This window comes from Paenibacillus sp. NPDC058898 (assembly GCF_049316025.1).
Taxonomy (GTDB): Bacteria; Bacillota; Bacilli; order Paenibacillales; family Paenibacillaceae; genus Paenibacillus_AQ.
Window position 1 is genome coordinate 673,570 of the sequence record NZ_JBMOSM010000001.1, and the last position, 23,404, is coordinate 696,973.

24 protein-coding genes are annotated in these 23,404 nt (G+C 45.9%); 2 read left to right on the top strand and 22 right to left on the bottom strand.

The annotated features are described in order from the left end of the window. Nucleotides 1–21 precede the first annotated feature (21 nt). The 10 genes from rsgA to ACOZB4_RS02860 form a co-directional block, all read right to left on the bottom strand. A complete protein-coding gene (gene rsgA / locus ACOZB4_RS02815) occupies nucleotides 22–1,101 on the bottom strand; it encodes a ribosome small subunit-dependent GTPase A (protein WP_379406130.1) in 1,080 nt (359 codons plus the stop codon). 14 nt (nucleotides 1,102–1,115) lie between these two features. Then, a complete protein-coding gene (locus ACOZB4_RS02820; RefSeq protein WP_379406129.1) occupies nucleotides 1,116–2,147 on the bottom strand; it encodes a phosphotransferase in 1,032 nt (343 codons plus the stop codon). A 124-nt stretch (nucleotides 2,148–2,271) separates the two neighbouring features. Continuing rightward, complete coding sequence (locus ACOZB4_RS02825; protein ID WP_379406128.1) at nucleotides 2,272–2,619, bottom strand: hypothetical protein; 348 nt, start codon at nucleotides 2,617–2,619, stop codon at nucleotides 2,272–2,274. 583 nt (nucleotides 2,620–3,202) lie between these two features. Further along, on the bottom strand, nucleotides 3,203–3,961 hold the full coding sequence (locus ACOZB4_RS02830) for a cyclase family protein (RefSeq protein ID WP_379406163.1): 759 nt from the start codon (nucleotides 3,959–3,961) through the stop codon (nucleotides 3,203–3,205). A 185-nt stretch (nucleotides 3,962–4,146) separates the two neighbouring features. After that, complete coding sequence (locus tag ACOZB4_RS02835; RefSeq protein ID WP_379406127.1) at nucleotides 4,147–5,223, bottom strand: Gfo/Idh/MocA family protein; 1,077 nt, start codon at nucleotides 5,221–5,223, stop codon at nucleotides 4,147–4,149. An 18-nt stretch (nucleotides 5,224–5,241) separates the two neighbouring features. Beyond that, nucleotides 5,242–6,210, bottom strand: coding sequence for a Gfo/Idh/MocA family protein (locus ACOZB4_RS02840; RefSeq protein ID WP_379406126.1), 969 nt, complete (start codon nucleotides 6,208–6,210; stop codon nucleotides 5,242–5,244). A gap of 95 nt (nucleotides 6,211–6,305) precedes the next feature. Continuing rightward, complete coding sequence (locus ACOZB4_RS02845) at nucleotides 6,306–7,964, bottom strand: extracellular solute-binding protein (protein WP_379406125.1); 1,659 nt, start codon at nucleotides 7,962–7,964, stop codon at nucleotides 6,306–6,308. Nucleotides 7,965–8,054: 90 nt separating this feature from the next. Further along, nucleotides 8,055–8,969, bottom strand: a complete 915-nt coding sequence (locus tag ACOZB4_RS02850) for a carbohydrate ABC transporter permease (protein WP_379406124.1) — start codon at nucleotides 8,967–8,969, stop codon at nucleotides 8,055–8,057. Nucleotides 8,970–9,001: 32 nt separating this feature from the next. Beyond that, entirely contained in the window at nucleotides 9,002–9,952 is a 951-nt protein-coding gene (locus ACOZB4_RS02855) for an ABC transporter permease (protein WP_379406123.1), read from the bottom strand. A 551-nt stretch (nucleotides 9,953–10,503) separates the two neighbouring features. Further along, nucleotides 10,504–11,664, bottom strand: coding sequence for a GntR family transcriptional regulator (locus ACOZB4_RS02860; protein ID WP_379406122.1), 1,161 nt, complete (start codon nucleotides 11,662–11,664; stop codon nucleotides 10,504–10,506). A gap of 380 nt (nucleotides 11,665–12,044) precedes the next feature. Here ACOZB4_RS02860 and ACOZB4_RS02865 point away from each other — a divergent pair, with 380 nt between their 5' ends. Beyond that, entirely contained in the window at nucleotides 12,045–12,542 is a 498-nt protein-coding gene (locus ACOZB4_RS02865; RefSeq protein WP_379406121.1) for a DUF1579 family protein, read from the top strand. Nucleotides 12,543–12,772: 230 nt separating this feature from the next. Here the strand turns inward: ACOZB4_RS02865 and ACOZB4_RS02870 are convergent, their stop codons facing one another. Beyond that, complete coding sequence (locus ACOZB4_RS02870) at nucleotides 12,773–13,144, bottom strand: winged helix-turn-helix transcriptional regulator (protein ID WP_215157267.1); 372 nt, start codon at nucleotides 13,142–13,144, stop codon at nucleotides 12,773–12,775. Nucleotides 13,145–13,389: 245 nt separating this feature from the next. Here ACOZB4_RS02870 and ACOZB4_RS02875 point away from each other — a divergent pair, with 245 nt between their 5' ends. Continuing rightward, entirely contained in the window at nucleotides 13,390–13,965 is a 576-nt protein-coding gene (locus tag ACOZB4_RS02875) for an NAD(P)H oxidoreductase (RefSeq protein ID WP_339273539.1), read from the top strand. 8 nt (nucleotides 13,966–13,973) lie between these two features. Here ACOZB4_RS02875 and ACOZB4_RS02880 read toward each other — a convergent pair whose 3' ends face one another. From ACOZB4_RS02880 to ACOZB4_RS02930, 11 genes are all read right to left on the bottom strand, one after another. Then, complete coding sequence (locus tag ACOZB4_RS02880; protein WP_379406120.1) at nucleotides 13,974–14,123, bottom strand: hypothetical protein; 150 nt, start codon at nucleotides 14,121–14,123, stop codon at nucleotides 13,974–13,976. Between the two features lie 315 nt (nucleotides 14,124–14,438). After that, a complete protein-coding gene (locus ACOZB4_RS02885) occupies nucleotides 14,439–14,732 on the bottom strand; it encodes a hypothetical protein (RefSeq protein ID WP_379406119.1) in 294 nt (97 codons plus the stop codon). Between the two features lie 26 nt (nucleotides 14,733–14,758). Further along, entirely contained in the window at nucleotides 14,759–14,992 is a 234-nt protein-coding gene (locus ACOZB4_RS02890; protein ID WP_379406118.1) for a hypothetical protein, read from the bottom strand. Nucleotides 14,993–15,303: 311 nt separating this feature from the next. Continuing rightward, on the bottom strand, nucleotides 15,304–15,855 hold the full coding sequence (locus tag ACOZB4_RS02895; RefSeq protein ID WP_379406117.1) for an OsmC family protein: 552 nt from the start codon (nucleotides 15,853–15,855) through the stop codon (nucleotides 15,304–15,306). Between the two features lie 115 nt (nucleotides 15,856–15,970). Further along, nucleotides 15,971–16,291, bottom strand: a complete 321-nt coding sequence (locus ACOZB4_RS02900) for a hypothetical protein (protein ID WP_379406116.1) — start codon at nucleotides 16,289–16,291, stop codon at nucleotides 15,971–15,973. A gap of 145 nt (nucleotides 16,292–16,436) precedes the next feature. Further along, nucleotides 16,437–17,402 carry an ABC transporter ATP-binding protein gene (locus ACOZB4_RS02905; RefSeq protein ID WP_379406115.1) on the bottom strand — a complete coding sequence of 322 codons (966 nt, stop codon included), beginning with the start codon at nucleotides 17,400–17,402 and terminating at the stop codon, nucleotides 16,437–16,439. Beyond that, entirely contained in the window at nucleotides 17,395–18,378 is a 984-nt protein-coding gene (locus ACOZB4_RS02910) for an ABC transporter ATP-binding protein (RefSeq protein ID WP_379406114.1), read from the bottom strand. Before ACOZB4_RS02910 ends, ACOZB4_RS02905 begins: the two co-directional genes overlap by 8 nt. A gap of 7 nt (nucleotides 18,379–18,385) precedes the next feature. Further along, on the bottom strand, nucleotides 18,386–19,270 hold the full coding sequence (gene opp4C / locus ACOZB4_RS02915) for an oligopeptide ABC transporter permease (protein WP_379406162.1): 885 nt from the start codon (nucleotides 19,268–19,270) through the stop codon (nucleotides 18,386–18,388). Nucleotides 19,271–19,336: 66 nt separating this feature from the next. Beyond that, nucleotides 19,337–20,290 carry an ABC transporter permease gene (locus ACOZB4_RS02920; protein ID WP_339265004.1) on the bottom strand — a complete coding sequence of 318 codons (954 nt, stop codon included), beginning with the start codon at nucleotides 20,288–20,290 and terminating at the stop codon, nucleotides 19,337–19,339. A 99-nt stretch (nucleotides 20,291–20,389) separates the two neighbouring features. Further along, nucleotides 20,390–22,138 (bottom strand): ABC transporter substrate-binding protein, encoded by a 1,749-nt coding sequence (locus ACOZB4_RS02925; protein WP_379406113.1) that lies wholly within the window; start codon nucleotides 22,136–22,138, stop codon nucleotides 20,390–20,392. Nucleotides 22,139–22,906: 768 nt separating this feature from the next. After that, nucleotides 22,907–23,401 (bottom strand): MarR family transcriptional regulator, encoded by a 495-nt coding sequence (locus ACOZB4_RS02930; protein ID WP_379406112.1) that lies wholly within the window; start codon nucleotides 23,399–23,401, stop codon nucleotides 22,907–22,909. Nucleotides 23,402–23,404 lie beyond the last annotated feature (3 nt).

The following is a 23,404-nucleotide window of genomic DNA, read 5'->3' on the forward strand; positions in this document are numbered from 1 at the left end:
TCGTATTGCTTATCAGTAAAATCAATGTTTGTCGTTAGTACGACGAGTCTCCTTACTCTTCTGCCTTTCCCATACTTTCATCGTTACTTGCCGATGGTCTTTACTGCGTAAATAAGTAGCTTTATCATCAACAAACGCAGCTTCCTTTTTAAGAGTTAGATAACTTTCCCACCGTTCATAGGCAAGGTATCCGTCCTCAATCGCCATTCTTATCGCACAACCAGGCTCGCTTTGGTGCTTACAATCTGAAAATTTGCATCGTCCTAAAAACTGTTTTACATCAGAAAAGCTCTCTCTCAAGCCTTCAGAAACATTCCACATACCAAGCTCACGCATGCCAGGGGTATCAATAACCATCACGCCGCTGTCCAATCTAATCAGCTGACGATGCGTGGTGGTGTGTCTTCCTTTGCTATCATCTTCTCGAATTTCTTTGACAGACATCACCTTCTGGCCTGCCAAAGCATTGACAAGACTGGATTTTCCCGCACCCGACGATCCGAGAAAAACAACGGTCTTTCCTTTTTTAAAATAGTCTGCAAGTCCGTCAATGCCATAGCCCGTTTTTGCACTGATCGCGTGAACATCCACGCCAATCGCAATTTGTTTGACTGAAGTAAGTTGTGCAGAGTAGTCTTCTATTAAATCTGATTTCGTCAGCACCACAACAGGCACTGCGCCCGACTGCCATGATAGAGTTAAATAGCGTTCTAATCGCTTTAGATTCAAATCGTGATTAAGGGATTGCATGATGAATACATAGTCGAAATTAGCAGCAACCGTTTGCTCTTTAATGGTTTTGACATATTCAGACCCATGACCGGATAAGTCATTTCTCGCAAATTTGGATTTGCGTTTTAACGTTTTTATAATAAGGCTTTCACCCTCTGTATTGTATTGAATTTCTACAAAGTCACCAGTAGTGGGGAATTCCTCAGTACAGTTGTTGAAATAAACACTCGATTTTAGTTTTGCGGTGCATTCACCAAACTCGGTAACAAGGCTGTGGCTCCCTTTATGCACAGCGGTAACTCTTGCATAAGTCCCCTCTGTGTCTATTGAATAATTTTGAGCCGGAAAGCCGTAGTCTTTTAGATTCATGATACCTCCAATTGTCATTGTTCATTCCTTATCTCAAAGATTTTTTGCAGGGTTTGGATGTGCAGCATTCTTTCATCATCTGTATCTTGGAGTTTGTTTTCTGATCCTGCGTCCATATACCACTCTACAAGCCTGTATCCGAACATCAGTAGAATCAACTCATAAACGCAGTTATCCTCAATGTGTGAAATATCCGCATATTCTGAAAAGCCCTTGTAATACGCCGGGATACATCTATGGTAGTATTCAACCATGTTTTCAATATCGGCTTCGTCCGCGATAAGACTTGCCATATCTTCACCTAAATAGCCCCACCCCGTGGTATCCCAGTCCATGAGTATGGTTTTACCGTCTGAATAGAATATGTTTGCCACCCAAAAATCCCTGTGGCACAGCACGATGGGCAGCTTTTCTATACGGTTGAATATTTCGTCTGCGTTTTCATCAATGTCGATGAGCATATTACATAGGTGTTTCGGGATTTCGCAATCGTCGGAGCGTATATAATCGTACACTCTATTCCAAGACCGATAATGAAGATAGAAGTTCTTCATACAATCCACTTTACTCAGGTTGGTCAAGTTCTGTAAAATGATTGGCTGTTCGGCATATAACTTGCCTTGGAACCGTCCTAATTCCTCGGCTGCGCGTTCATACATATCGCCAGTCAAATCTAAACCCGCTATGCCGTCGATATATTCCATCCATATCTGCGTTTCGGTTTCTTCTTCGTTCATTTTGGCGTGATAACATTCAGGCCAACGGAATGATTCAGAAAACAGAGCACTGAAATTGGATTTATAAAAATCATATTCCCTGCGCCAGGAATCGGGATCGCTGTAGCGTTCCCATTTCTTCTGCGTTTTTAAAACGATTTTGTAAGGCAACGTCCCGGCGTCAGTGGTTTTGGCATTGCCCGTTACAAGCTGTACATCACCCACTGTACCGCCTTGTAATGGTTTGGTTTGGAAATCGGTGGAGATTATTGGTGTACCGAGCATTTTACTTATGATCGGTGTCAAAGTTTCGGCTGTTATTTCGCTCATTATGAAGTCCTCCAATCGTTTTTTTACAAGGTGAAACATTTTTGTGCCTGTTGTTCGCCGTTCAAACCTAATTCATCAAAAATACTTCAAGCAATGGTTTATGTAATATAAGAAACAAATCAGTTCACATGACATCCAACCTGTTTTTATAAAATGACTCGAATTCAGCAACAGAGTCGAACTGGTTCAAAGATACACCTTCTGTATTGAGGTGATTTTCTAACTTTTCAATAAGCTGCAGAACGGCTAATCGCAACGGTTCAAAATCTGTTGGATCCAAAAGCGCGACAAGATCTGGATACCCATAACGGACGTAAAACTCGCGATGCTCACCCATGTCAACATGACTAGGCCAACGTCCCTTTTCCGCCGCGTACAACATTCGGGCTACTCCATCTTGTATACCAATAGCAGCGAAGAAAGCTGTTTCGTAATGTCCTTTTTCGCATGCCGTTAATAGTTTGTTCATCATTCCTCGTTCCTCTTCGTAGTACCCCTTCATTTGGACTTTATAGGAGCGAGTTTCCTCTTGTCTGTTTTGTCGCTCCGATATAAGGCGAAGCGTATCTTCAGTCAGTTTCTCACATGCTGACATAATCTCATTTGGAGTAGTACTGAACATTATGGTGGGTAATGGGTCTTGATATGTTTGACAACAATGTCAGCTACAGCAAAAACATCAACCATCACATATCCTCCTTGTTATATTTCATGTTTAGGTTTTGTTGTACTTCAAGTTTAGGTTGTCATCCCGTAGAAGTGAAGGGAAATGGTAATTAAAAACAAACTCCCCCTGAATGGTCACAACTTATTAAACTGACTGTCAGCTTTAATCAGGTTTAAGCAAATTTTGGGATATATATCATATTCGGTGACCTATTTATCTCCCGACCTGGCATTTGAAACTAATTTGCACGTTAACGTAACGACGGCAGCCGATCATCTAGACCGGCTGCCGTCGTTTTATGGTTGAGCTATTGTGCCCGTTACTTCAATGACTTTGAAGATCACATTACATCCAACAACACGTTGATACTCGCTTTATTTTTTTTGTCTCATTCCTCCACGATTGCGACTGGCCGGGCCCAGCCGGCACTTGCCTTTTCTACATTAATCGGAAAGCAGCATACTTTGAAGCCAAACGGCTTCGGAATTTTCTCCAAATTGGCCAGCTTTTCAATCTGGCAATACTCCCTGTCCTTGCCGACGTAATGCGCTGCCCACAGAACGCCTTCCCTCGGCTGCTTTTTATACGCTTCAGCCTGCAGGTTGAGCGGAATATCCCAGCCCCAGCCGTCAGTACCGACTACCTTGACGCCTTGGTCCAGAAGCCACAGCGTAGCATCGGCCGATACCCCGGCATGAAGAAATGCATAATGATCGTGATACAGCCGTTTGTCCGCATCGCTCCGGATGAGAACGATATCGAAAGGTTTCAGCGTATACTCGATCCGTTTCAGCTCGACGATCAGGTCGTCCGTCGTAATCTCGTATCCCGGCGGCTTCGCGCTGAAATCGAGCACCACGCCGTCGGAATAAAACCATTCGAGCGGCAGTTCGTCAATCGTCCTTGCTTGCTTCCCTTCCGAAATCGGCCAGTAATGCCACGGCGCGTCGATATGAGTACCCGAATGCGTATTCAGCGTCACCGTTTCCGTCGCCCATGCCTTGCTCTCTGGAAAATCCTCCTGCTTGAGGCCAAGTATCGCCGCCGCCTGCAGCGCCCCGTCTTCATGGGTTGCATATTCGATCTTCGCTGGCAGCGGCTCGCGGATGCGCGGACTAATCGGCACGCTCAAGTCAATAAACTTCATCATGATTTCCACTCCCCTCTTATCCCGATTCATGCACATTATACTAAATTGTACAAAAAGCCGGTAGAGGTTCTGTGGCATCCCTTTGAGCCCGTTAGCTTAACGCATGAAACCAGCGTGACAAGAACATCTACCCTGAGGGGAAATTACCACGGAAAAGCGCTCTTTCTTGCACGTCCTTATTCCTAATCAAAATAAACGGTTTTGCCTGTATCTGCGGATATATACACGGCTTCTAATATTTGTGAAACAACCATCGCTTCCCTCGGTTTAACCAAGGGTTCGGTATCGTTCACGATACTGTGAATCCATTGTTTGGCTTCATACTCGAAATCGGTCAACTCTTCTCCCCTGAATTGTTCTCGTGCATTCGGATTCACCTCAATTTTATTTAGGAACAAGCTCCCGTCCCTCTCGCCATTGATCCGCAGTTCATTTTCAGCAAAATCCGCTCCTCCCTTCGTTCCGCACAGCAGGTTGCCACCACCTTCCGCAATGTTGAGGGCCCAACTTGTTTCAATGATGACCGTAGCTCCGTTTTTAAATTTCACATACCCGAACGCCGAATCTTCTACCTCGAATTCGTTTGGATCCCAGGCTCCCCATTCGTTCGCGGCATTTTCGGTATGCTTCAGTTTATGGAAGACACTGCCGACGACACTTTCCGGTTCATAGTTATCCATCAACCATAGGATCAGATCAAGGGAATGGGTTCCAATATCGATCATAGGACCGCCCCCTTGTTTCTCTTTATCAAGAAACACGCCCCATGTAGGTACGCCTCGTCTTCGGGTAGCGACAGCTTTTGCAAAATAGATATCTCCAAGTTCCCCATCGGCGATCATCTTTTTTAACAGCTGGCTTTTGGCGTTGGAACGATTCTGGTACCCGACGGTTAGTTTCTTGCCTGTTCGCAAGTGGGCTTCGTACATCGCTTTGGCCTCCGCACCTGTGACTGCCATTGGTTTTTCGCACATGACATGTTTGCCACTCTCGAGCGCATCAATGGAAATCGTCGCGTGGGAGCTGTTCGGTGTTAGCACATGTACGACCTCAATCTCCTCCATAGCAAGCAGATCCTTGTAATTGGTAAACACCTTAGCGCCTTGCGTGCCGTATTTTTCTGCGGCTTCCTCGGCTCTTTCCGGCTTCAAGTCGCAGAAGGCCACCATCTGTACGTTATCTAACTTGGACAAACACGGCATATGTTTGCCGTTCGCAATCATTCCGCAACCGATGATCCCTACTTTTACGGTTCTCATCGCATTCCCTCCCCCGCGTTATTTAAACTCTACCGTTCGGTTTTCCTTATGCGCGATGTATGCTGCTTCCAATAGCTCCGTCAATTTCGTCCCCTCTTCCAATCCGAAGGGCATCGGTTTGTCATAAATCAATGCATCTGCCCATTGGATGATGGGAAGCGGCTGCTCTTTAGGGAGCTGATTAGGTGAAATCCATCCGGAAAAAGGTACATCGAGCTTCTTCGAGCTGACTCTAACGGTATCATCTGAGATCATCAGGGTGCCCTCCGTACCATAAATCTCAAGGGCAGAAGGAGTTTTGTACGTAACAAGGCTTGTTTCGACCAGTGCGACCGCGTTGTTTACGAACTCAATGGAGCACTGCGCATTATCTTCCACTGCACGATTGGTGAAATAATGAAACATGGATGTGATTCTTTTGGGCTTACCGAGCAGCATACTTGCGATGTACATCGGATGACAGCCCAAATCCATCATGGCTCCGCCCCCTGTTTGCTTCTCATCATACCAGTAATCCGGGAGCCAATTATTCAATGCACCGTCGTGGCCGTTACGAATGCGCAAAAGCGTGATGTCTCCTAATACATGGTCATCTACTAGCTGCTTAGCGAACAATTGGTGCGGCCTTGTGAGAGCGGGAAATGAAATGCAGAACTTGACGCCTGCTTTGCGTACTGCTGCAGAAATAAGGTCGCATTCTGCTACGGTAAGAGCCATGGCTTTTTCGGTAAAGATGTGTTTGCCGGCCTCAGCAGCTGCTACCATGACGTCTGCATGCATGCTTGTAGGGGCATCCACCACGACGCCATCGATGTCTTCCCGCTCTAGCAGCGTGTCCAAATCCGCTTCAAAATCCGTTCCCAATTGGGCAGCCCATTCGCTTCCGCGTTCAGGCTGTTCGTCCCAGACTGCCGTGAGTTTAACGTTACCGTGAGATTGTAACCTTCTTGCGTAATCATCTGCATGCACATGCCACTTACTTAACATCGCAACGTTCAACATTCGTCTTCCCTCCGTAATCTTTTAATCAAAGTAATTTGGGATGGCAGTGACACCATCCCATCATGGATAAACTTCCTTCACTAGAACCCTACATCATCTCTTTCTGCAGCTTTTTGAGCCACGAACTCCGCCATTTCCTCCACACCGGCAGCTCTAAATTTTTCTTGAACACTATGAAGCATATCTAGAGCTTCTTCATCTGACGCCGCAAAATACGCTCTCTTAAATTCCTCATCGAAATTCAAACTGCTGGTTTTGCTTATAAATTCCTGATATTTGGGCCACTCTCTTGCAAGGTAGTTGGCGCTTACTTTGTCTATAATTTTGATAGGCATTTTTGCTGAGAGACTCTCCTCCAACTTTTTCCACTTCGTTTTTTGATCCTCGGGCATAGGCCAAGTAATATCATTGGAGAATGCCCCGATGAATCTTCCTGGAAGATAATTGAGCCCTGCGTCTCTTTTCAGATCCGGGTTATCATCGAATTGTTTTTTTACATCAGGAATCCACCGGGGTAACCCGTTTTCCATGGTGTAGTGCGTTCCTTCGATCCCGAAATACGCAAGCAATCGGCCTTCTTCGCTGTTGACATAATCAATGTAACGTAATGCCGCATCAGGATCTTTGATGTTAGCGCTTAAGAATAGGGCAGGGAAACCGGAACGGCCGGGTTTTTCCACTTGCGTTCGGATTTCTCCTCTCTTATTCTTCATCGGCCCGAGTAGTTCATATTGCATTTCCGGATTCGTCTTATAAAGCGTTTTTTGTAAATCATCTAACATCGGCTGGGCTCCGAATACGGCAAGTTTACCCGTCGTAAGCTTTTCATTCGCTGTTGTACTCGTATTGTTAAAGGCTTCAAGATCAAACAAACCTTCCGTTAATAACTTCCTCATGTATAACAACTTAGCTTCATGGTCCTTGGATTGCGTCCAGTGAATCAGTTTTCCATCCACTTGATGGAAGTCCGAAATCGTGTAATCCGACCACCCGGCTAGGAACTGGCCGGAATCCCATCCATTCCACATCGTTCCTGCCGGGATGACCGGCTTCCCGCCAATATCCTTGAAACCTCCATCTCTGATCTTGACCAATAGATCATATAGTTCTTCTTGCGTATCAATATCCTCCGCTTTTACATTTAAAGCTTTCAGGATATCCCCCCTGGCAAAAAGACCGTAATTCCAATTATGAATGCTCTCAGGGGTGCCGTCCGGGGTCTCCGTAGGAATGAGATAAGTCTTGCCTTCAAAATCGGGACTATTGAGATCGAACTCGGCAAAATCCTTTGCAATCCCGGTAGTCACAAGTCTCTTAATATTCGGGTATTTATCGAGATATGGGGTTAAATCCAGAAGCTGTCCTTCCATGGCTGCCTTCTTGATGACTTGTCCTTCTCCTCCTGTAGTCGACCAGAATGGTGCGTTAACAATATCCGGAACCGTACCGGAAGCAAATATGGTGTTTAGTTTTTCTACTTCGCTTGTTGTGATGGATTCCAGTTTTAACGTTACTCCGGTTTTCTCCCTAATTTTTTGGGCTACAGGATTATTCTCCTGGTCCTGCGGGAAACCGGCTCCGCCGCCGTTCCAAGCACTGAGAAAAGTCAAGGTTACCGGTTTTATTTCTTCAGTACCTTGCTCCTTCGGACCTGTGTCAACCGTGCCTGCATCTTCCCCTCCGCCTTTTCCCGTGCATGCCGTCATGGTCACTAAAAGCAGTAAAGCGATTAGTGTCATAACAAGAACACTCCTACGCTTGTTCCTCCTCATACTACAATCCCCTTCCACTGGAAGTTTTTATATAAAAGGCTTTACCTTTTATACCAACTACTCCTTAAGAGAGCCTACCAATACGCCTTTTACAAAATATTTCTGTAGAAATGGATACACACAGATAATCGGGGTCGTTATAATGATGACGAAAGTCATCCTCAAGGCTTCGGGCGTTACTCCTCGCAGTTCCATCTGAGTCTGGGTCATGTTTTGAATAGCAGATCCGCTATTTCCCGACGTCATCGACTGGAAAGAAGCTTCGCTGATCATCTTATTAAGGAACGTAGCTGCAGGCTGCAGTTTTTCATTCTGGATGAAAAACTGACCGGTAAACCAGTCATTCCACACGCCCACTCCGACAAACAAGGCAATGGTAGCAAGCACCGGCATCGAAAGAGGCAATATGATTTTTGCAAATACCGCCAACTCACTTGCTCCGTCGATTCGGGCCGATTCCGACAGAGCTTCAGGGATCCCGTCGAAGAAGGTTTTCATAATAATCGCATTAAAAAAATTATATAGAGAGGGCAATACCAACACCCAAAACGTATCCAGGATGTGTAATTGCCGGAACAGGATAAACGTCGGAATAAGCCCTCCGCTGAACAACGTGGTGAAGAAAAAGAAAAACACGATATATTTTCTTCCGGGCAGACCTTTCCGTGAAAGGGCGTATGCCAGTAAGGCCGTCAAAAATACGGAGCCAACCGTTACCACAATCGTTCGTGTAATGGAAATATAAAACGAATTTAAGATTATAGAGTTGCTAAAAGCTTTCGCATAGTTCTCTAATGTAAAAACTCTAGGAAAAAAATAGATTCCACCCTTCATCGCATCGTAGCCGTCATTGAAGGAAAGGGCTAGAAAATAGATAAATGGATATAGTGCTGTAGCGCAGAATAACAGCAGCACCGAATAGTTAAGCGTCATATACATTTTATCTGCTGTCGTCAGCCTTCTCGCACCCATACACACACCTCCTCATCTTTTGCGCTAGCTGATTACCATAACGATACGTCACTCACGCGCCTGGATATATTATTGACAGCAACAATGAGCAGCAGCGAGATCGCCGATTTGAATAAACCAATGGCCGTGGAATATGCTAGTTGCCCCTGTTGGAGGCCTGTTTTTAGGACATAAGTGTCCAAGATCTCCGAGACGCTTAATGTTGCCGGGGACTGCATCAGCCAGATTTGGTCAAAACCCGCGTTTAGTATTCCGCTGAGGGAGAATATGAGCAGTATGGCTATCGTTGGAACAAGGCATGGAAGCGTAATCTTAAATAGTTTGCTCCATCGACCCGCCCCGTCGATTTCCGCAGCTTCATACAAGTGCGGATCGATATTCGTTAACGCAGCTAAATAAATGATCGAACCCCAGCCTATACCTTTCCAGATGTCAGAAATGATGACCAGTGGATAGAATAATTCCGGCTTTCCCATAAAAAAAATCGGATCCAAACCCATTTGGTACCGAATGTCATTGATAAGCCCTACGTTCGGAGACAGGATTTTTTGAAGTAAGGTAACGACAACGACCCACGAAACGAAGTGCGGCAGATAGGAAATCGTTTGAAACACTCTTTTGATTCTTTTGTGCATGACGGCATTGAGCATTAAGGCTAGAATCAACGGAGCTGGAAATCCGAAAAAAAGTTTAAGTGCACTAATGGATAACGTATTTCGGAGTACTTCGTAAAATTTGGAATCGTTTAAAAACTGTACGAAGTATTTGAAGCCTGCCCATGAACTCCCCATGATCCCCAGATTGAATTTGTAATCTTTGAACGCGATTATAATGCCGTACATCGGGTAGTAAGCAAAAACCAGAAACCAGATGATAGCAGGAAGCAAAAACAAATAGATATGCCTGAAATACCATATTTTAGTTAGTTTCCTGTTCTTTTTTAATTGCTCAAATCCGTGGATAACCACACCCTTTGGTACCATTCCCCGTACACCTCCTACTTCGTCGTATCGGATTTTTACGAATCGATTCCCGATAGCTTAGGAACAGAGCCAATTTTCGATGTTTCGACGGTAAATAGCGACTGTCTCCCCCTCCTTCATTGCAAGCGGTTTCATTTCTACAGTTTAAATATATTCAATATGGTGTAAGAATCATTCCATAATTTTATTTTGTACATCGTGTGCACTGCTCCCTGGGCGTACGATGCGTCGTTTGGGGCATGATCGATGGCTGTCGGCCATATTCAGGTGTTTTTATTCCTTGGCAAAAATACATATATATTCAATATATACTTATGAAATTGTTTGATAAAAATGTTTATTGAAATAAAGCAACCTGTGAATGGTTTGAAGAGCTTCTGCTGGATTTCTTTATGGATTTGGGACTTATTATGGGAGGATTTCATGAGAGGAAGTTGCAGTTGACGTAGTAGAAGAGCCCGGGGAACCGTCGCTTCCATTGTCAGGTTTTGAATAGAAAGCGCGTCGGACTCGTTATTAGGTTACCTATATAGGGGAAACGGGTGTTGATATCACGAGGTGGAGAAAACGTTTTTTCCCGTTGTCTCGCCAATCACCAATTCCGGCTCCACTAGGGTTTTAAAGTATTTTCCTTGTTGCCCGTCATCATTGTTAATGACCTCAACCAGCGTGTAAGCCGCGCGGTAGCCCATGTCTCGTTCAAACTGTTTAACATGTGTGAAGGTGCTGTATCCTTCGATGATTGAAGTCGGATCGTCAAAACTGATGATGGATATGTCCTCAGGCACCTTCAATCCAACTTGACGCGCAATCTGATAGATTTTCACTCCAAGACTTCCATTTAGCGTAATATAGGCCGTTGCCATTCGATTTTGGATATAGCGGTACAGTGGATGTGTTTCAGCTTGCTCAAGACTTCCGATTTCAAAACCGGTCACGATGTGGGCAGGGTTTATGAGTGATCCCTTTTCCTTGAAGGCATTCATATATCCATCGATCCGCTCTTGAACGGTGACGGTTTGTATGGGCGAATCGGAGCATATGGCGATTTCACGATGTCCCAGTTCCCACAGATAATTTACAGCCATATTAACGCCAATCCTACCGTCTGATGCTATATAATGAGTTTCCACCCCAGGAAGGTAACGGTCGATGAGAACGAACGGAAACCCCGCAAATTTCATGCTTAATATTTCCTCGTTGAATAATTCCTCGTCAACCGGGAAAATCAGTAACCCTTCCACTCCGATTTTACTACATGTCTTAATAGCCTCTTTTTCCTTATCAAGATTGCCCTCTGATAAATAAATAACACAACGGTAACCGTTTTCATTTAGCGCTTGCTGAATACCTTGTATAAGTCTAATCGTAAAATAGTCATAAATGCTGGGCAGAATTAGGCCTATCAACCGCGTCCCCATTTCTCCACTGGTTTTATGGATAGGCTTTACGGCAATTTTAGGAGATGTTTCCGGCATTTCATATTCAGGCTCACTTACAAAAGTCCCCTTTCCGGGCACCCTGGTTATGATTCTTTCGTTAACCAATCCAGCCAAGGCATTAACGACAGTAATCTTGCTTACGCCGAAACGCTCCATGAGTTCCTTTTCCGTTGGTATGCGGTCTCCAATCTTCAGTACTTTTGACGTTATCAAGTTGCGTATATACTCTTGAACCCTCTGATATAAAGGTATTCTTTCCGTAGAGCTCATCCGAATCACCACATTTCATTCAATATGTTCAATATATAAATTACGAAAGATGCAACCGTTTTATTCCATGTCCTTTCTTTGTTTGTGGTTGGTGCTGCGCCCAAAGGAGCCATTGGGTTATGTTGCAGTGTAAAACAATCCCCGGCCGTTTAGCCGAAACTTTTCGCCAATTTGGCATTTGGTGGAGAAGATACGCGGCATGCAGGTGGTCACGATTATGCGAAATTCCTACAAAATGGTCGCTTTTGTGCATTCTAAAGAGCAGTTCTGGTTAATAGGTAATTTGTTATCCCTGAGTAATTAAATGAGCAATTGATAAGAAATCATAACATTTGTTACATGCTATGATATAAGAAACATAGCATGAAAGGAGAATCAAAATGGCAACAAACAATATCAGTGAACCAGAGAATGATGATGCCCTTACTTCACAAAATTCGTCTAAACCAGATCCAGCAATGGCACGCTTGAATGTCTTCGTAGGGAAATGGAATACAGAGGGTGTGATTAAAGCGAGTCCGTCTGGGCCAGCTGATCAGTTGAAAGCAATAGATACTTACGAATGGTTGCCCGGTGGTCATTTTCTTATTCATCATGTTGATGGTCATATGGGGAAAGAAGAGGTTAAGGCTATTGAGATCATTGGCTATGATGCTTCCAGTCAGAAGTACACCACACACTCATATGACAACCAAGGCAATTTCAGTGCATACCAAGCGAACCTAATCGACCGCGCCTGGACAATTTTGGGCAAATCGGAGCGATTCACAGGAATGTTTAGTGAAGATAGCAACACCTTAACAGGTAGTTGGGAGCTGTCAAACGACGGTAAGAATTGGGTACATTGGATGGACATCAAATTGACTAAAGTCATTTAGCCAATAGGCTGGTACTACCCCTTAATGCACAAAATATTGGTTTTAATAATCTAAACTCCTATCTAACATCCACTGGCCGAATAAGTTGGTCTGCTCAACGATTAGCTCACTCTTGTTGAAAAAATCAAAACACCTCCAAGATTGTCTCTATTGAAGCATTCCCTTGAAGGTGTTTTGATTGATCCCACTCTATGGGGTCTTTTAAGTGTATAAATTTACTGTGTACAGCCTTAAAACTCTTCCAAAACCTTGGATTTGTCACCATAAACCCTTTCCAGGTGATCCTCTCCCCAATAGCATAAATAGTCTAGCGCGGGCTTTAATCCCCACCCGTAGGCCGTTAACTCATACTCCACTTTAGGTGGGATCTCTTTATAAACCTTTCTTGCAACAATCTCATCCTTTTCCAGGCCTCTTAGTTGAGTGGTCAGCATTTTTTGAGTAATGTCGGGTATTAACCGTCGAAGCTCAGACGTCCGTTTCCGGCCAGTCATCAAATGATAGATGATTAAGGGCTTCCATTTCCCCCCCATTACTTCTAATGCCGCCTCCACTCCAACTTTATACTTCTTTTGAACGTTATTTTTGCTCTTTTCAGTCATCTCTTATTCCTCCGTTAAAAGGCTGTGTTTTTGCTAGGAACATAAGATTCTTTCATTTCAGTCCGTTATTCAGGTAAGTTTCTAGGGCATCTTTCTAGGGCACTTCCATGTTTCTATGGCACCTCTATCATCCTATAGAACTTGAAAGTGCGTACTTCCAGAGTATTTTGTTACTGTTTATAATAGCATCAGCCATTGATCGTGGCTACGAGTTAGCTGTGAAGAAAGGTAGTGAACATACAGGCATGAGAGTATTGAGCGTTGTTTCGCACCCAAGAAAGGATTCCCTGACTTTTAAGGTTGCCGATCGTTTTGTAAAAGGTCTTGCCGAGGCTGGCCACGACTATGAGATATTGGATTTACACGGGATTGGCTTTGACCCTGTTTTAAAAGGCGTAGATGAACCTGATTGGTCAGCCGAGGAACAGTCCTTTTCCCCTCAGGTAGAAATGGAAATAAGGCGAATGAAGGAGCATGATGCCTTGGCATTTATTTTTCCAATTTGGTGGTGGCATTTGCCAGCTATGCTAAAAGGTTATATTGACCGGGTATGGAACAATGGGTTTGCGTACGGTTCGAACCAGCTTCATCATCAGCATGTCTTGTGGATTGGTTTGGCGGGCGTTTCGAAAGAACAGATGAAAAAGCGTAACTATGATGAGATGATGACGCATCTTCTCAATGTGGGAATTGCAGATTATTGCGGTGTATCCAATTCCAAGGTAGAATTTTTATACGAGACTTTGGATTCCAATCCCAGGCATTATGAGATGCTGCTTAACCAAGCTCATCACTTAGGGCTAAATTATGCCAAGCAGTAAGCTTTAAGTTAAGTCTGAACTATCATATTTGCGTTATTATGCGTGTACGTTGTTGTTTGCTCTTGCCCACTGCTGCTGCCACCTTCTGCGTACGATTTACCTACCACGTCATAACTGTAACAAATCGCCGTTCCATCAGGCAGCGTTTCTGTTGCCATTTTCAGGTTTTCATGCTGTTCATTAAAATCACTATTGTGCAAATCTGTTTAGATCATTATCTAATCGGTAATCGGACCATCTTCGTGTCCTTTACGGCACCATCCTGCCCATTAGTTGAACAAAGGCAGCCGATCTCGTAAACGGCTGCCTTCTCTTGTCTTCTATTGAACTAACCTCTCCCGTTAGCATAATGATCAGCAATTCTACTTATGATACGTTTCACCACCGTATAAATATCTTACAATTTATCAACGTATGTCATGTATTCTTTTTTTCGGCAGATGAAAAATAACGCTTAATTAATACCCTGTTCATTATTTGTTTAGTGTAATCTTCTTTCGACCATCTTTTGATTCAAAGATGACTTCCTTTTCATTCAGCCATACAGGACGATCAAATCCTAATGTTCTCTCAGCATTTGGATGTGAATCATGATCATAAACCGTAATTCCTACATCTTCTTCAGGTAGTTTTTTCATTAGAAAAGGAAACGACTTTTGATAAAATTCGTATGAATAATGGCTTTCGCCTAAGGTTGCTACTCGGTGCTTTATTATTAGAGTTTCCGTTCCTTTAGGTGAATCCACATAGTCGTATTCCCATTCCATAAATAAAAAAGCAATCCGATAACCTATTAATAAAAAGAATAATATGACAATAGGAAGCCATATAATCTTTTTTTTGATATTAATAACATTAAAGTTAGTACTACTATATTAAATACGATAAAACCATTCCATCCAGAAGTATCAAAGATTAAGTAGTATTGTTTAAGACTAACTAAAAGCAATGTTGAATCTACTATCAGCGCAAGCATAAGCAATAATAAAACGTATTTTTTACTTACGCTTGTTTCCACATCTTTCATCTAACGCCACCTCCGATGGACAGGGCCCGTTGGCTTAGCGTGGACTCCGTGTCACTTGCAGCAGCCATCATTATACCGCACGCCAGAAGAGGCACGCGGTAAGAAATAATAACAACTCTCCTCCATTATACTACCATCTTTGGAAAATTGTATTATAAAACCTTGAAGTCTTTTTACTATACATAACTGCCCTTAGCGCTTCTTCTTGTCTTTATTGAACTATCGTCTTCAGTGCCCTGTTATAGCATAAAAGGACACACAATCCAAATTGTGTGTCCACTTGTCAAGACTATGTATCTATACCTTCATATCTAATAGGAAGAACCTTCTGGCTGGCTAGCAGGCGAGCGATGCACTAATCCACCGGTAATGGATTGCGGATACTTTAGGAGGTTGTATATCGGGCATGCGCGCTCAACCACTTCATGAAGCTCGGCGATGGTTTCGGCGGATTCTTCGGATACGATGTGAATGTTATATTCGATATTATGCGGAAATATGGGAATGTCCTCGTATCCCGGTTTGCCGGCAAGCGGGTGCAACTGACCCGTGACTTCGACTTCAAGGGATTCCAGCGATATGCCCCGTTCCGCAGCTTTAATCAACGTAATATGAGTCAGGCAGCTGCCTAATACACCAAGCTGAATTTCAGGTGATGAGGGACCGAGGCTATATCCGGCATAATTCTCAGGGCTGTCGCTGATAATTTGGAAGTCGCGTATACGTATTTCTCGAACGCCGCTGCGGCCTTTCGCCTGTACCTTGGCCGAGTAGGTATTCGGCTTGGGGTCTTGCTCCGCTTGAGAACGCAGGGCCTCTGCCGCCGCTTTTTTTTGTGCTAAATATTCATTTAATGTAGTCATGGTATCTCCCTCCTTTACAATTTTGATATTTTTAACGAAAAAAAGACACAGCTAAGCAGCTAATCCCTGCTTAAAGCTGTGTCTCCGACGATTCGGTCAACACTCGTTTGCTTGATTATTCCATTTCATTGACGGAATTGGATAACAGGCTGGGGGGCATTCCCAAATAATCGAACAGCCCCTGCTCGATTTGTTGAACTCGTTCCACTCGTAAACTATAGGTCGATACCGTCTCTCCGACGACATGAACGTTGAGCAGTCCTGCACTGCGCAAAAAGTGCAGAATCCGCAAACGGCTCTTCTCGCTCAGACTGCGAAGAAGCCGGTATAAATGAAGCGACGGCTCATCGTCTGCCTCAGCATACGGCTCGATCCTGGATGCATAATGGCAGAGGGTCAGGCTTCCGTACGAATAAAAGATATTGCCGGGCTGCACTCCTTCTTTGACCTCTTATGATTGACTGGCTGCCGGTATCCAGCAGCCATTTCGCTCATATTTTACAACATTTCGCATCATCCGAACACGCCCCCCGGGCATATCCTCAATGTGTTACATAAGGATCCGAAGATGGCGTGCCGCTTCAAACGAGATGACATGCCACGTAATGATCATCCCCCATGTTGCGGAACTCGGGCACGACTTCCTTACACTGCGCCAAGGCATAAGGGCAGCGTGTATGGAACTTGCAGCCAGAAGGCGGTTGAGCCGGACTCGGAATGTCCCCTTTGAGCACGATCCTCTCCCGCTTCAGCCTCGGAACCGGGACAGGGATCGCCGATAGCAATGCTTGGGTATATGGATGCAGCGGACGGCTGAACATTTCGTCACGCGAAGCCATTTCCATCATGGAACCGAGATACATCACCCCGATGCGATTGCACAAATGCTCCACGACGCTTAAGTCATGCGAAATGAACAAATAGGTTAATCCGCGATTATGCTGAAGTTTTTGAAACAAATTGATGATTTGTGCCTGGATGGACACATCAAGCGCGGATACCGGCTCATCGGCGATTATGAAATCAGGATTCAGCACCAGAGCGCGGGCAATGCCGATCCGCTGCCGCTGGCCGCCTGAAAACTCGTGCGGAAACCGATTGTAGTGATAGGCAGACAGGCCGCAAGCTTCCAGTACATCCAGCACCTGACCACGAACCTCGGCTTTTTCGGCCAAATCGTGTTCAAGAAGCGCTTCGCCGATTGCGTCTCCGATGCGGATACGCGGGTTAAGCGAGCTGTAGGGGTCCTGAAAGATAAGCTGCATTTTAGGCCTGAGCTTTCGCATCTCCGATTTGGGCAGGTCGTGAAACGGGATACCTTTGTACAGGATGTCCCCGCTGGTTTTCTCATGAAGCCGGAGTATCGTGCGCCCAACCGTGCTTTTGCCGCTTCCGGATTCGCCGACCAGGCCGAACGTTTCTCCAGCCCGAATTGTCAAACTGATATCATCGACCGCTTTGACCTGACCGACGTTACGATTAAGCAGCCCGGCGGTAATGGGAAAATATTTTTTTAAATGTCGTACTTCCAGCAATGCTTCACTCATGCCGCGCCTCCTCTTCATACAACCAACAGGCCGTTCTGTGACCGGGTTCCACTTCTCTTAGTGACGGCTGGCGGGATCGGCAGATGGCCATGCAGCTTTCACAGCGATCATGAAAATAGCAGGATTCCATCAGTTCAAGCGGATTGGGTACCTGGCCTGGGATGGAGTACAACAGGTCTGAGTGCTGGCCGAGGATCGGTTTGGATTTCAGCAATCCCTTCGTGTAAGGATGTTTCGGACGGTCGAAGATTTCCTCGACGTCTCCCTCCTCGACGATTTTCCCCGCGTACATGACGATGACATAATCCGCCATCTCGGCCACCACACCAAGATCGTGCGTAATCAGCAGAATCGACATATTGGATTGCTCTTTGCTTTCCCTCAGTGTTTCCAGTACCTGCGCCTGGATGGTAACGTCCAATGCCGTCGTCGGTTCGTCGGCAATCAACAGCTTGGGGCTGCACGAGATCGCAATCGCAATCATGATCCGCTGCAGCATCCCTCCCGACAATTGATGGGGATAGGAAGCCGCGATTTGTTCCCCTCGGGAAATGCCGACCAGCTCGATCAGCTCGAGCGCCCGCGTATAGGCTTGTTTTTTGTTCATTTGGCGATGGAGCATAAGCGGCTCCATGATTTGCTTGCCGATCGTAATGACCGGGTTCAGGGAAGACATCGGTTCCTGGAATATAATCGAGATGTCGTTGCCCCGAATTCGGCGCATCTCTTCTTTGCTGATCTTTAGAAGATCCTTGTCCCCGAATTGGATCCGGCCGTTCACCACTTTCCCGTGCGGCCCTTCGACCAGTCCCATGATCGACATGGCCGTGATGCTCTTGCCGCAGCCGGATTCGCCCACGACGCATACCGTTTCGCCTTCGCGGATGCGAAAGCTGATATCGTCCACCGCTTTGACCGTTCCGGTTCCGGATTCGAAATAAGTGCTTAAATGATTGACCTCGATTAATGAATTCATTATCCGTTCACCTGCTTGTATTCTGTTTAGGATCGAGAACGTCCCGCAATCCGTCACCGAAAATGTTGATGGCAATGACCGTCAAAAAAATCGCCAGACCTGGCGGAATCCACAGCCAGGGCCGTTTCTCAAAATCGATGACGTTGTTGGCCGCATCGATCATATTTCCCCAAGTGGGCGTCGGGGGCATGACCCCGAGCCCGAAGAAGCTGAGCACCGATTCCGACAGTATCGCTCCTCCGATGCTAAGTGTGGCAATGACGATCAGAAGCGGGAAGACATTGGGCAGCAAATGGCGAAACAGCTTTCGCTTATCGCTGAGACCTAGCACGTCGGCAGCTATCATATACTCCCGTTCCCGCAGGGTCAGCATTTGGCTGCGGACGAGCCTCGCCACGCCTGGCCAGCCGATGACGCTGAGCATGAGCATGACCAGATACAGCCGATAGTCGGTCGGAACCTTCCAATCTGACATCAACGCCCCCATGATGAAAAGAATTGGAAGACCCGGAATCGTAAACAACAAATCGGCGGTTCGCATGATCAACTGATCGACTACTCCACGATAATAACCCGAAATGACGCCGAGAACCGTCCCGATTGTCATGGATAACGCCATGGACGCAAGGCCGACCGTGAGCGAAATTCGGCCTGCTTGCAAGAGCCGGGTCAGCACATCGCGGCCAAGCAGGTCCGTTCCCAGCCAATGCTTGCCGCTTGGGGGCTGGTGCATCATCGCGGGATTGATTTTGCCATCCGCATATGGCGAGAACAAGGGACCGATAAAGCAAGCAACAAACATCAACACGATGAAGGCGAAGCCAGTTACGGCCAGCTTGTTTTTCTTGAGCTTCCGAGTGGATTGCTTCCATAAGGAGTCTGAGACCTCCATTTCTCGGCTGGCTTTTCCGGCTTGACTTGCCGTCGTTGGAATCGACAAAGGTAGTTCCTCCTTTCTTTAAAGCCTGACCCGGGGATCGGAAGTGTGGTAGAGGATATCGGATATGAGCGTCCCGACGACCGTCAAGATAGCCAAAAACATGGTAAAGCCCATGAGGAGCGGATAATCCCGCACCGTGAAAGATTGCATGTACAACTGGCCGATGCCCGGCCAATTGAATATCTTCTCAATGATGATGGAGCCGCCGAAAAGGCCCGGCAATTCGAAGCCAATCAACGTAATCGCGGGCAGCATCGCGTTTTTCAATGCGTGGCGGAACAGCACCGTTCTCTCCTTCAACCCTTTTGCACGGGCGGTGCGGACATAATCCTGCCGGATCACCTCCAGCATGTTGCTCCGGAAATAACGGGTGAGCGACCCGACGCCAAGCAAAATCATGACGGCTGCCGGAAGCAGCATATGGTGCAGCACCTCGACGACGTAGTCCCAGCCCTCGGCCCGGCTCCCTGTCGTGATCATTCCACCCGGCGGGAGAATTTTTAAATCGACGGCGAATACTTTGATGAGGAATAACCCGATGAAGAACGAAGGAATCGACATCGCGGCGAAGATGCCGATCATCACCAGGGTATCCAGCAGCGAGTATTGCTTATAGGCCGTAAGAACGCCCACGACGACCGCAATGAACCAGGTGAAGAACGTCGAAACCACTGCCAGCAGAAAGGAGTTCCATATGTAATCCTGAAACAGGTCCAGGACGGGGCGCTGCTGGGCCAAAGAATAACCGAAATCGCCTTTGAAAATGTTGGCCATCCAGTTCACGTATCGTTCAATGACAGGCTTGTTCAACCCGTGAATTTCCCTTAGTTCCGCCTTGCGCTCCTCGCTCAAACTCAAGTTGTTGTCTACATAGTCGCCTGGCGTTAAGGAATACAAGATAAAGATTAACAAGGACGCGCCAATTAATATCAAGAGCATGTACAAGCATCTTCGGAGCAAATAGGTTCTCATGTTCTCTCCTTCATCAGTCACCTCCTTGCCTGATGGGTTCAGGCAGGAGATGTCTTCTTTGATAGAGCTGTCTAATCTTCCCTCCAGCTGCCAGCTCGCTTATTGCAAATTCCAACCCGGCAAGCTGTATGCGATACCCGCGAGCGGGTTCAACTCAAAACCGTCGATGCGTCCGTTGATCGCGATGACTGATTTCGTATAGTTGGTAAACATGATCGGCAATTCGTCATTCAATATTTTGAACATTTCGTGGTAAATCGCTTTACGCTCTTCGACGTCGCCAGTCGCAAGACCCTGGGCGTAAAGCTCTTCGATGCGTGGATTGTCGTAGCCCTTCGTTTCTCCTTTGATGAACCGCTCCACCCCTTGCGAAGGATCACTGATAATCGTCGTCGAGAACGAAGCCATGTCATAATCGCCGTTATTGACCTTGGATACAAGCGTGTTGAAATCCGGGAATTGCTCAGGCACGAAATCAACTCCGATTTCTTTATAGTTCTCTTTGGCGACGGCAATGAAAATATCGGTATTCGGGCTCTTCGATCCCAAATAGTTGATACGGAGCTTGACCCCGTCCTTCTCCCGAATGCCGTCTGCGCCGACCGTCCAGCCCGCTTCGTCCAGCAATTGTTTTGCTTTCTCCGGATCATACGGATACGGGTTGATGCCTTCCTCGGTATAAGACCACAGAATCGGAGATGATGGAATGTTGGCGATCGACGCTGCCCCTTGCCTGGAATCCACGTAAATCAGCTGACGATTCAGACCGTAAGTCAAGGCTTGGCGAACCCGCTTGTCTTTCAATTGATCCCTCTCCAGATTGAATTGATTATAGCCGTAGTTACTGGCCGTGGACGGAATCAGGTTTAAGAAGCCAAGGGATTTCAGTTTCTCGATGTTATCTGTCGTAGCTGAAAAGCTGCCATAGTCGACTTCCCCGGTTTCGATAAACTGCCAAGTGTCTCCCTCCGTGGTCTTGTAGATGAAGTATTCGGTCTTCGGTTTGCCTAACACATAGTGTTCATTGGCGACAAAACGCACTTCTTGGCCTGGAATGAACTTCTCCAGCTTGTAAGGTCCGTTCGTGATCGGATTGGCGTGCAGGTTCTTAATATAATCCAGGTTGCCGAACTGATAATCCTTTCCATAGTACGCTTTGGACAATATCGGTCCACCAAGCACTGTCAACGCCGTTGCGTTGGTCTCTTCCAGCGTCACGGAAATGGTTCGCTCATCGATAATTTGAATGCCTTCAATGGAATCCGCCTTACCGTCCTTGTAGGCTTGACCACCTTTGATCTTCGTCTCCACCACGCTGTTGAGGCCGTCATAAGACGGGTCATGAAGCAAGGTCCATGTAAATTCCACATCCTCGGTTGTCATGGGGGAACCATCGCTGTACTTCAGTCCTTCGCGAAGATAATATGTATAAGTCAGCTTATCCTCGGAAATGTCCCATTTCTCCGCGAGACCCGGAACCGGCAAACCGCCGGTGTCGACGCGGACAAGCGGTGTGTACAGGACAGAGTTTACGTTCCCGTCATAGCCCACTTGGGTGAAGTATGGTGTGAAGGCCCCGCTCGGATTCACCAGCGTCACGATAATCGCATCATTGCGCTGCTTCGCCCTGTCCGGGAGCTTGTTTAGATCGGTTGCGGTCAAGGGTTCTTCGAGTAAATGGCCCTCCGTCCCCTGCTCAGCCGGCTCACTTGCGGCAGTCGCTGGGGGAGTTGACGGCGGCGATGCCTCCGGCTCGTTGTTGGTAGATGCGGATGAGCAAGCAGACAGTATTAGGAATAGCGTCAATAACCCTAACCATAACAAACCGTAATATCGTTGTTTTCTCATAGAAACCACCTTTGTCTTTTTTTAAAACCTAGATTCCAAGTAAAATTATAATTCTAATAGGATAAGTAGGATTTATAGCCAAACTGATGCATCAGTAAGATCATTTTAGCCAGCGTTATTGATTCTGTAAATAGCTAACTTCCGCGTGTTTCTGCCTGAACAGAAACATTCTGACGACTTTTGAACACTACAACGCCGGCCTTAGATTGGCCGGCATTTGTTCAAATGTTGAATATCAATCTTCTTCGGTTCTTCAACGCTTACGATGGATTTCGTCAATCCATTCATGTTCTTTCATCCTAGTTTTCGAATGGAACGACATGCTTCGTGATAGGAAGAAATCGAATGTGCACGCTCCGTTCAATCCCTAAGTTCAGAATCCGTTTTTGCACCGATGATCTCTTGGGCACCCCGACATTCCGCTAATCCGAATTAAGATGCTATTTGTCCAAATGTTGACTCTTCCATATCAGTCAAATTTAGTATTTCACGTACGGTTCGAGCATTTAATTTTTTTTAAAAAAATCTTTTACGTGGCTTTTGCACGTCGTTTTGCATCCTAATAGCACTTAAATACGGATTAAAGTCTGTTGAAGATATGCTTAAATACAAAAAAAGCCACATTTCATGTGACTTTCAAGATACCATGCTCTTGTCGTCCGATCGGAATGTGAACACTTTTGTATCATTAGACATTTACGCTGTCGGAGGACTAGAAACATCTATCAAAAGTTGAATAACCAATTTACGAGGCATCAGGCCGCTCGCCTACTCCTGCTCTTTGTTAGCCCAATACGAGGATACGCTTTGTAAAAATCGCAGAATAACGTGTAATTCCGCTTCCTTAAACGGCTCAAGCAGCTGCATAAACCTCTCCTCCTCCAGCTTGTGAAGCTGTTGATGAAGCTCAAAAACCCGTCTGCCCTTCTCCGTTAAACTAAAGTAGACTTCCTTCTTATTATCATTCAGTTGCCTTCGATGGATATAGCCTTCCTCCAACAGCTTCGCGCTGATCTTCGTAATGCCGGCCTTGGACAATTTCATCTTCTCTGCAAGCGCCGTATTGTTAATCGGCTCGTTGTTGCCGATGCAGTCGATCACGTGTACGCTAGTCAAATGACGCGGGATCGACTCCAATTGCTGCTCTTGTGCATAACGAAAAATCTTGTCCTGCTCCGATTCGATCCTTTGCTCGCTCAGATGCACAATATGAACAACCTGATCCTGGACCAGCCATTTGATCGTCTCCAATGAATTCATCATCTC

Coding starts and splice junctions, on each gene's coding strand:
- rsgA (WP_379406130.1), bottom strand. CDS start 1,101: ATGAATCTAAAAGACTACGGCTTTCCGGCTCAAAATTATTCAATAGAC.
- ACOZB4_RS02820 (WP_379406129.1), bottom strand. CDS start 2,147: ATGAGCGAAATAACAGCCGAAACTTTGACACCGATCATAAGTAAAATG.
- ACOZB4_RS02825 (WP_379406128.1), bottom strand. CDS start 2,619: ATGATGAACAAACTATTAACGGCATGCGAAAAAGGACATTACGAAACA.
- ACOZB4_RS02830 (WP_379406163.1), bottom strand. CDS start 3,961: ATGAAGTTTATTGACTTGAGCGTGCCGATTAGTCCGCGCATCCGCGAG.
- ACOZB4_RS02835 (WP_379406127.1), bottom strand. CDS start 5,223: ATGAGAACCGTAAAAGTAGGGATCATCGGTTGCGGAATGATTGCGAAC.
- ACOZB4_RS02840 (WP_379406126.1), bottom strand. CDS start 6,210: ATGTTAAGTAAGTGGCATGTGCATGCAGATGATTACGCAAGAAGGTTA.
- ACOZB4_RS02845 (WP_379406125.1), bottom strand. CDS start 7,964: ATGACACTAATCGCTTTACTGCTTTTAGTGACCATGACGGCATGCACG.
- ACOZB4_RS02850 (WP_379406124.1), bottom strand. CDS start 8,969: ATGGGTGCGAGAAGGCTGACGACAGCAGATAAAATGTATATGACGCTT.
- ACOZB4_RS02855 (WP_379406123.1), bottom strand. CDS start 9,952: ATGGTACCAAAGGGTGTGGTTATCCACGGATTTGAGCAATTAAAAAAG.
- ACOZB4_RS02860 (WP_379406122.1), bottom strand. CDS start 11,664: ATGAGCTCTACGGAAAGAATACCTTTATATCAGAGGGTTCAAGAGTAT.
- ACOZB4_RS02865 (WP_379406121.1), top strand. CDS start 12,045: ATGGCAACAAACAATATCAGTGAACCAGAGAATGATGATGCCCTTACT.
- ACOZB4_RS02870 (WP_215157267.1), bottom strand. CDS start 13,144: ATGACTGAAAAGAGCAAAAATAACGTTCAAAAGAAGTATAAAGTTGGA.
- ACOZB4_RS02875 (WP_339273539.1), top strand. CDS start 13,390: ATGAGAGTATTGAGCGTTGTTTCGCACCCAAGAAAGGATTCCCTGACT.
- ACOZB4_RS02880 (WP_379406120.1), bottom strand. CDS start 14,123: ATGGCAACAGAAACGCTGCCTGATGGAACGGCGATTTGTTACAGTTAT.
- ACOZB4_RS02885 (WP_379406119.1), bottom strand. CDS start 14,732: ATGGAATGGGAATACGACTATGTGGATTCACCTAAAGGAACGGAAACT.
- ACOZB4_RS02890 (WP_379406118.1), bottom strand. CDS start 14,992: ATGAAAGATGTGGAAACAAGCGTAAGTAAAAAATACGTTTTATTATTG.
- ACOZB4_RS02895 (WP_379406117.1), bottom strand. CDS start 15,855: ATGACTACATTAAATGAATATTTAGCACAAAAAAAAGCGGCGGCAGAG.
- ACOZB4_RS02905 (WP_379406115.1), bottom strand. CDS start 17,402: ATGAGTGAAGCATTGCTGGAAGTACGACATTTAAAAAAATATTTTCCC.
- ACOZB4_RS02910 (WP_379406114.1), bottom strand. CDS start 18,378: ATGAATTCATTAATCGAGGTCAATCATTTAAGCACTTATTTCGAATCC.
- opp4C (WP_379406162.1), bottom strand. CDS start 19,270: ATGGAGGTCTCAGACTCCTTATGGAAGCAATCCACTCGGAAGCTCAAG.
- ACOZB4_RS02920 (WP_339265004.1), bottom strand. CDS start 20,290: ATGAGAACCTATTTGCTCCGAAGATGCTTGTACATGCTCTTGATATTA.
- ACOZB4_RS02925 (WP_379406113.1), bottom strand. CDS start 22,138: ATGAGAAAACAACGATATTACGGTTTGTTATGGTTAGGGTTATTGACG.
- ACOZB4_RS02930 (WP_379406112.1), bottom strand. CDS start 23,401: ATGATGAATTCATTGGAGACGATCAAATGGCTGGTCCAGGATCAGGTT.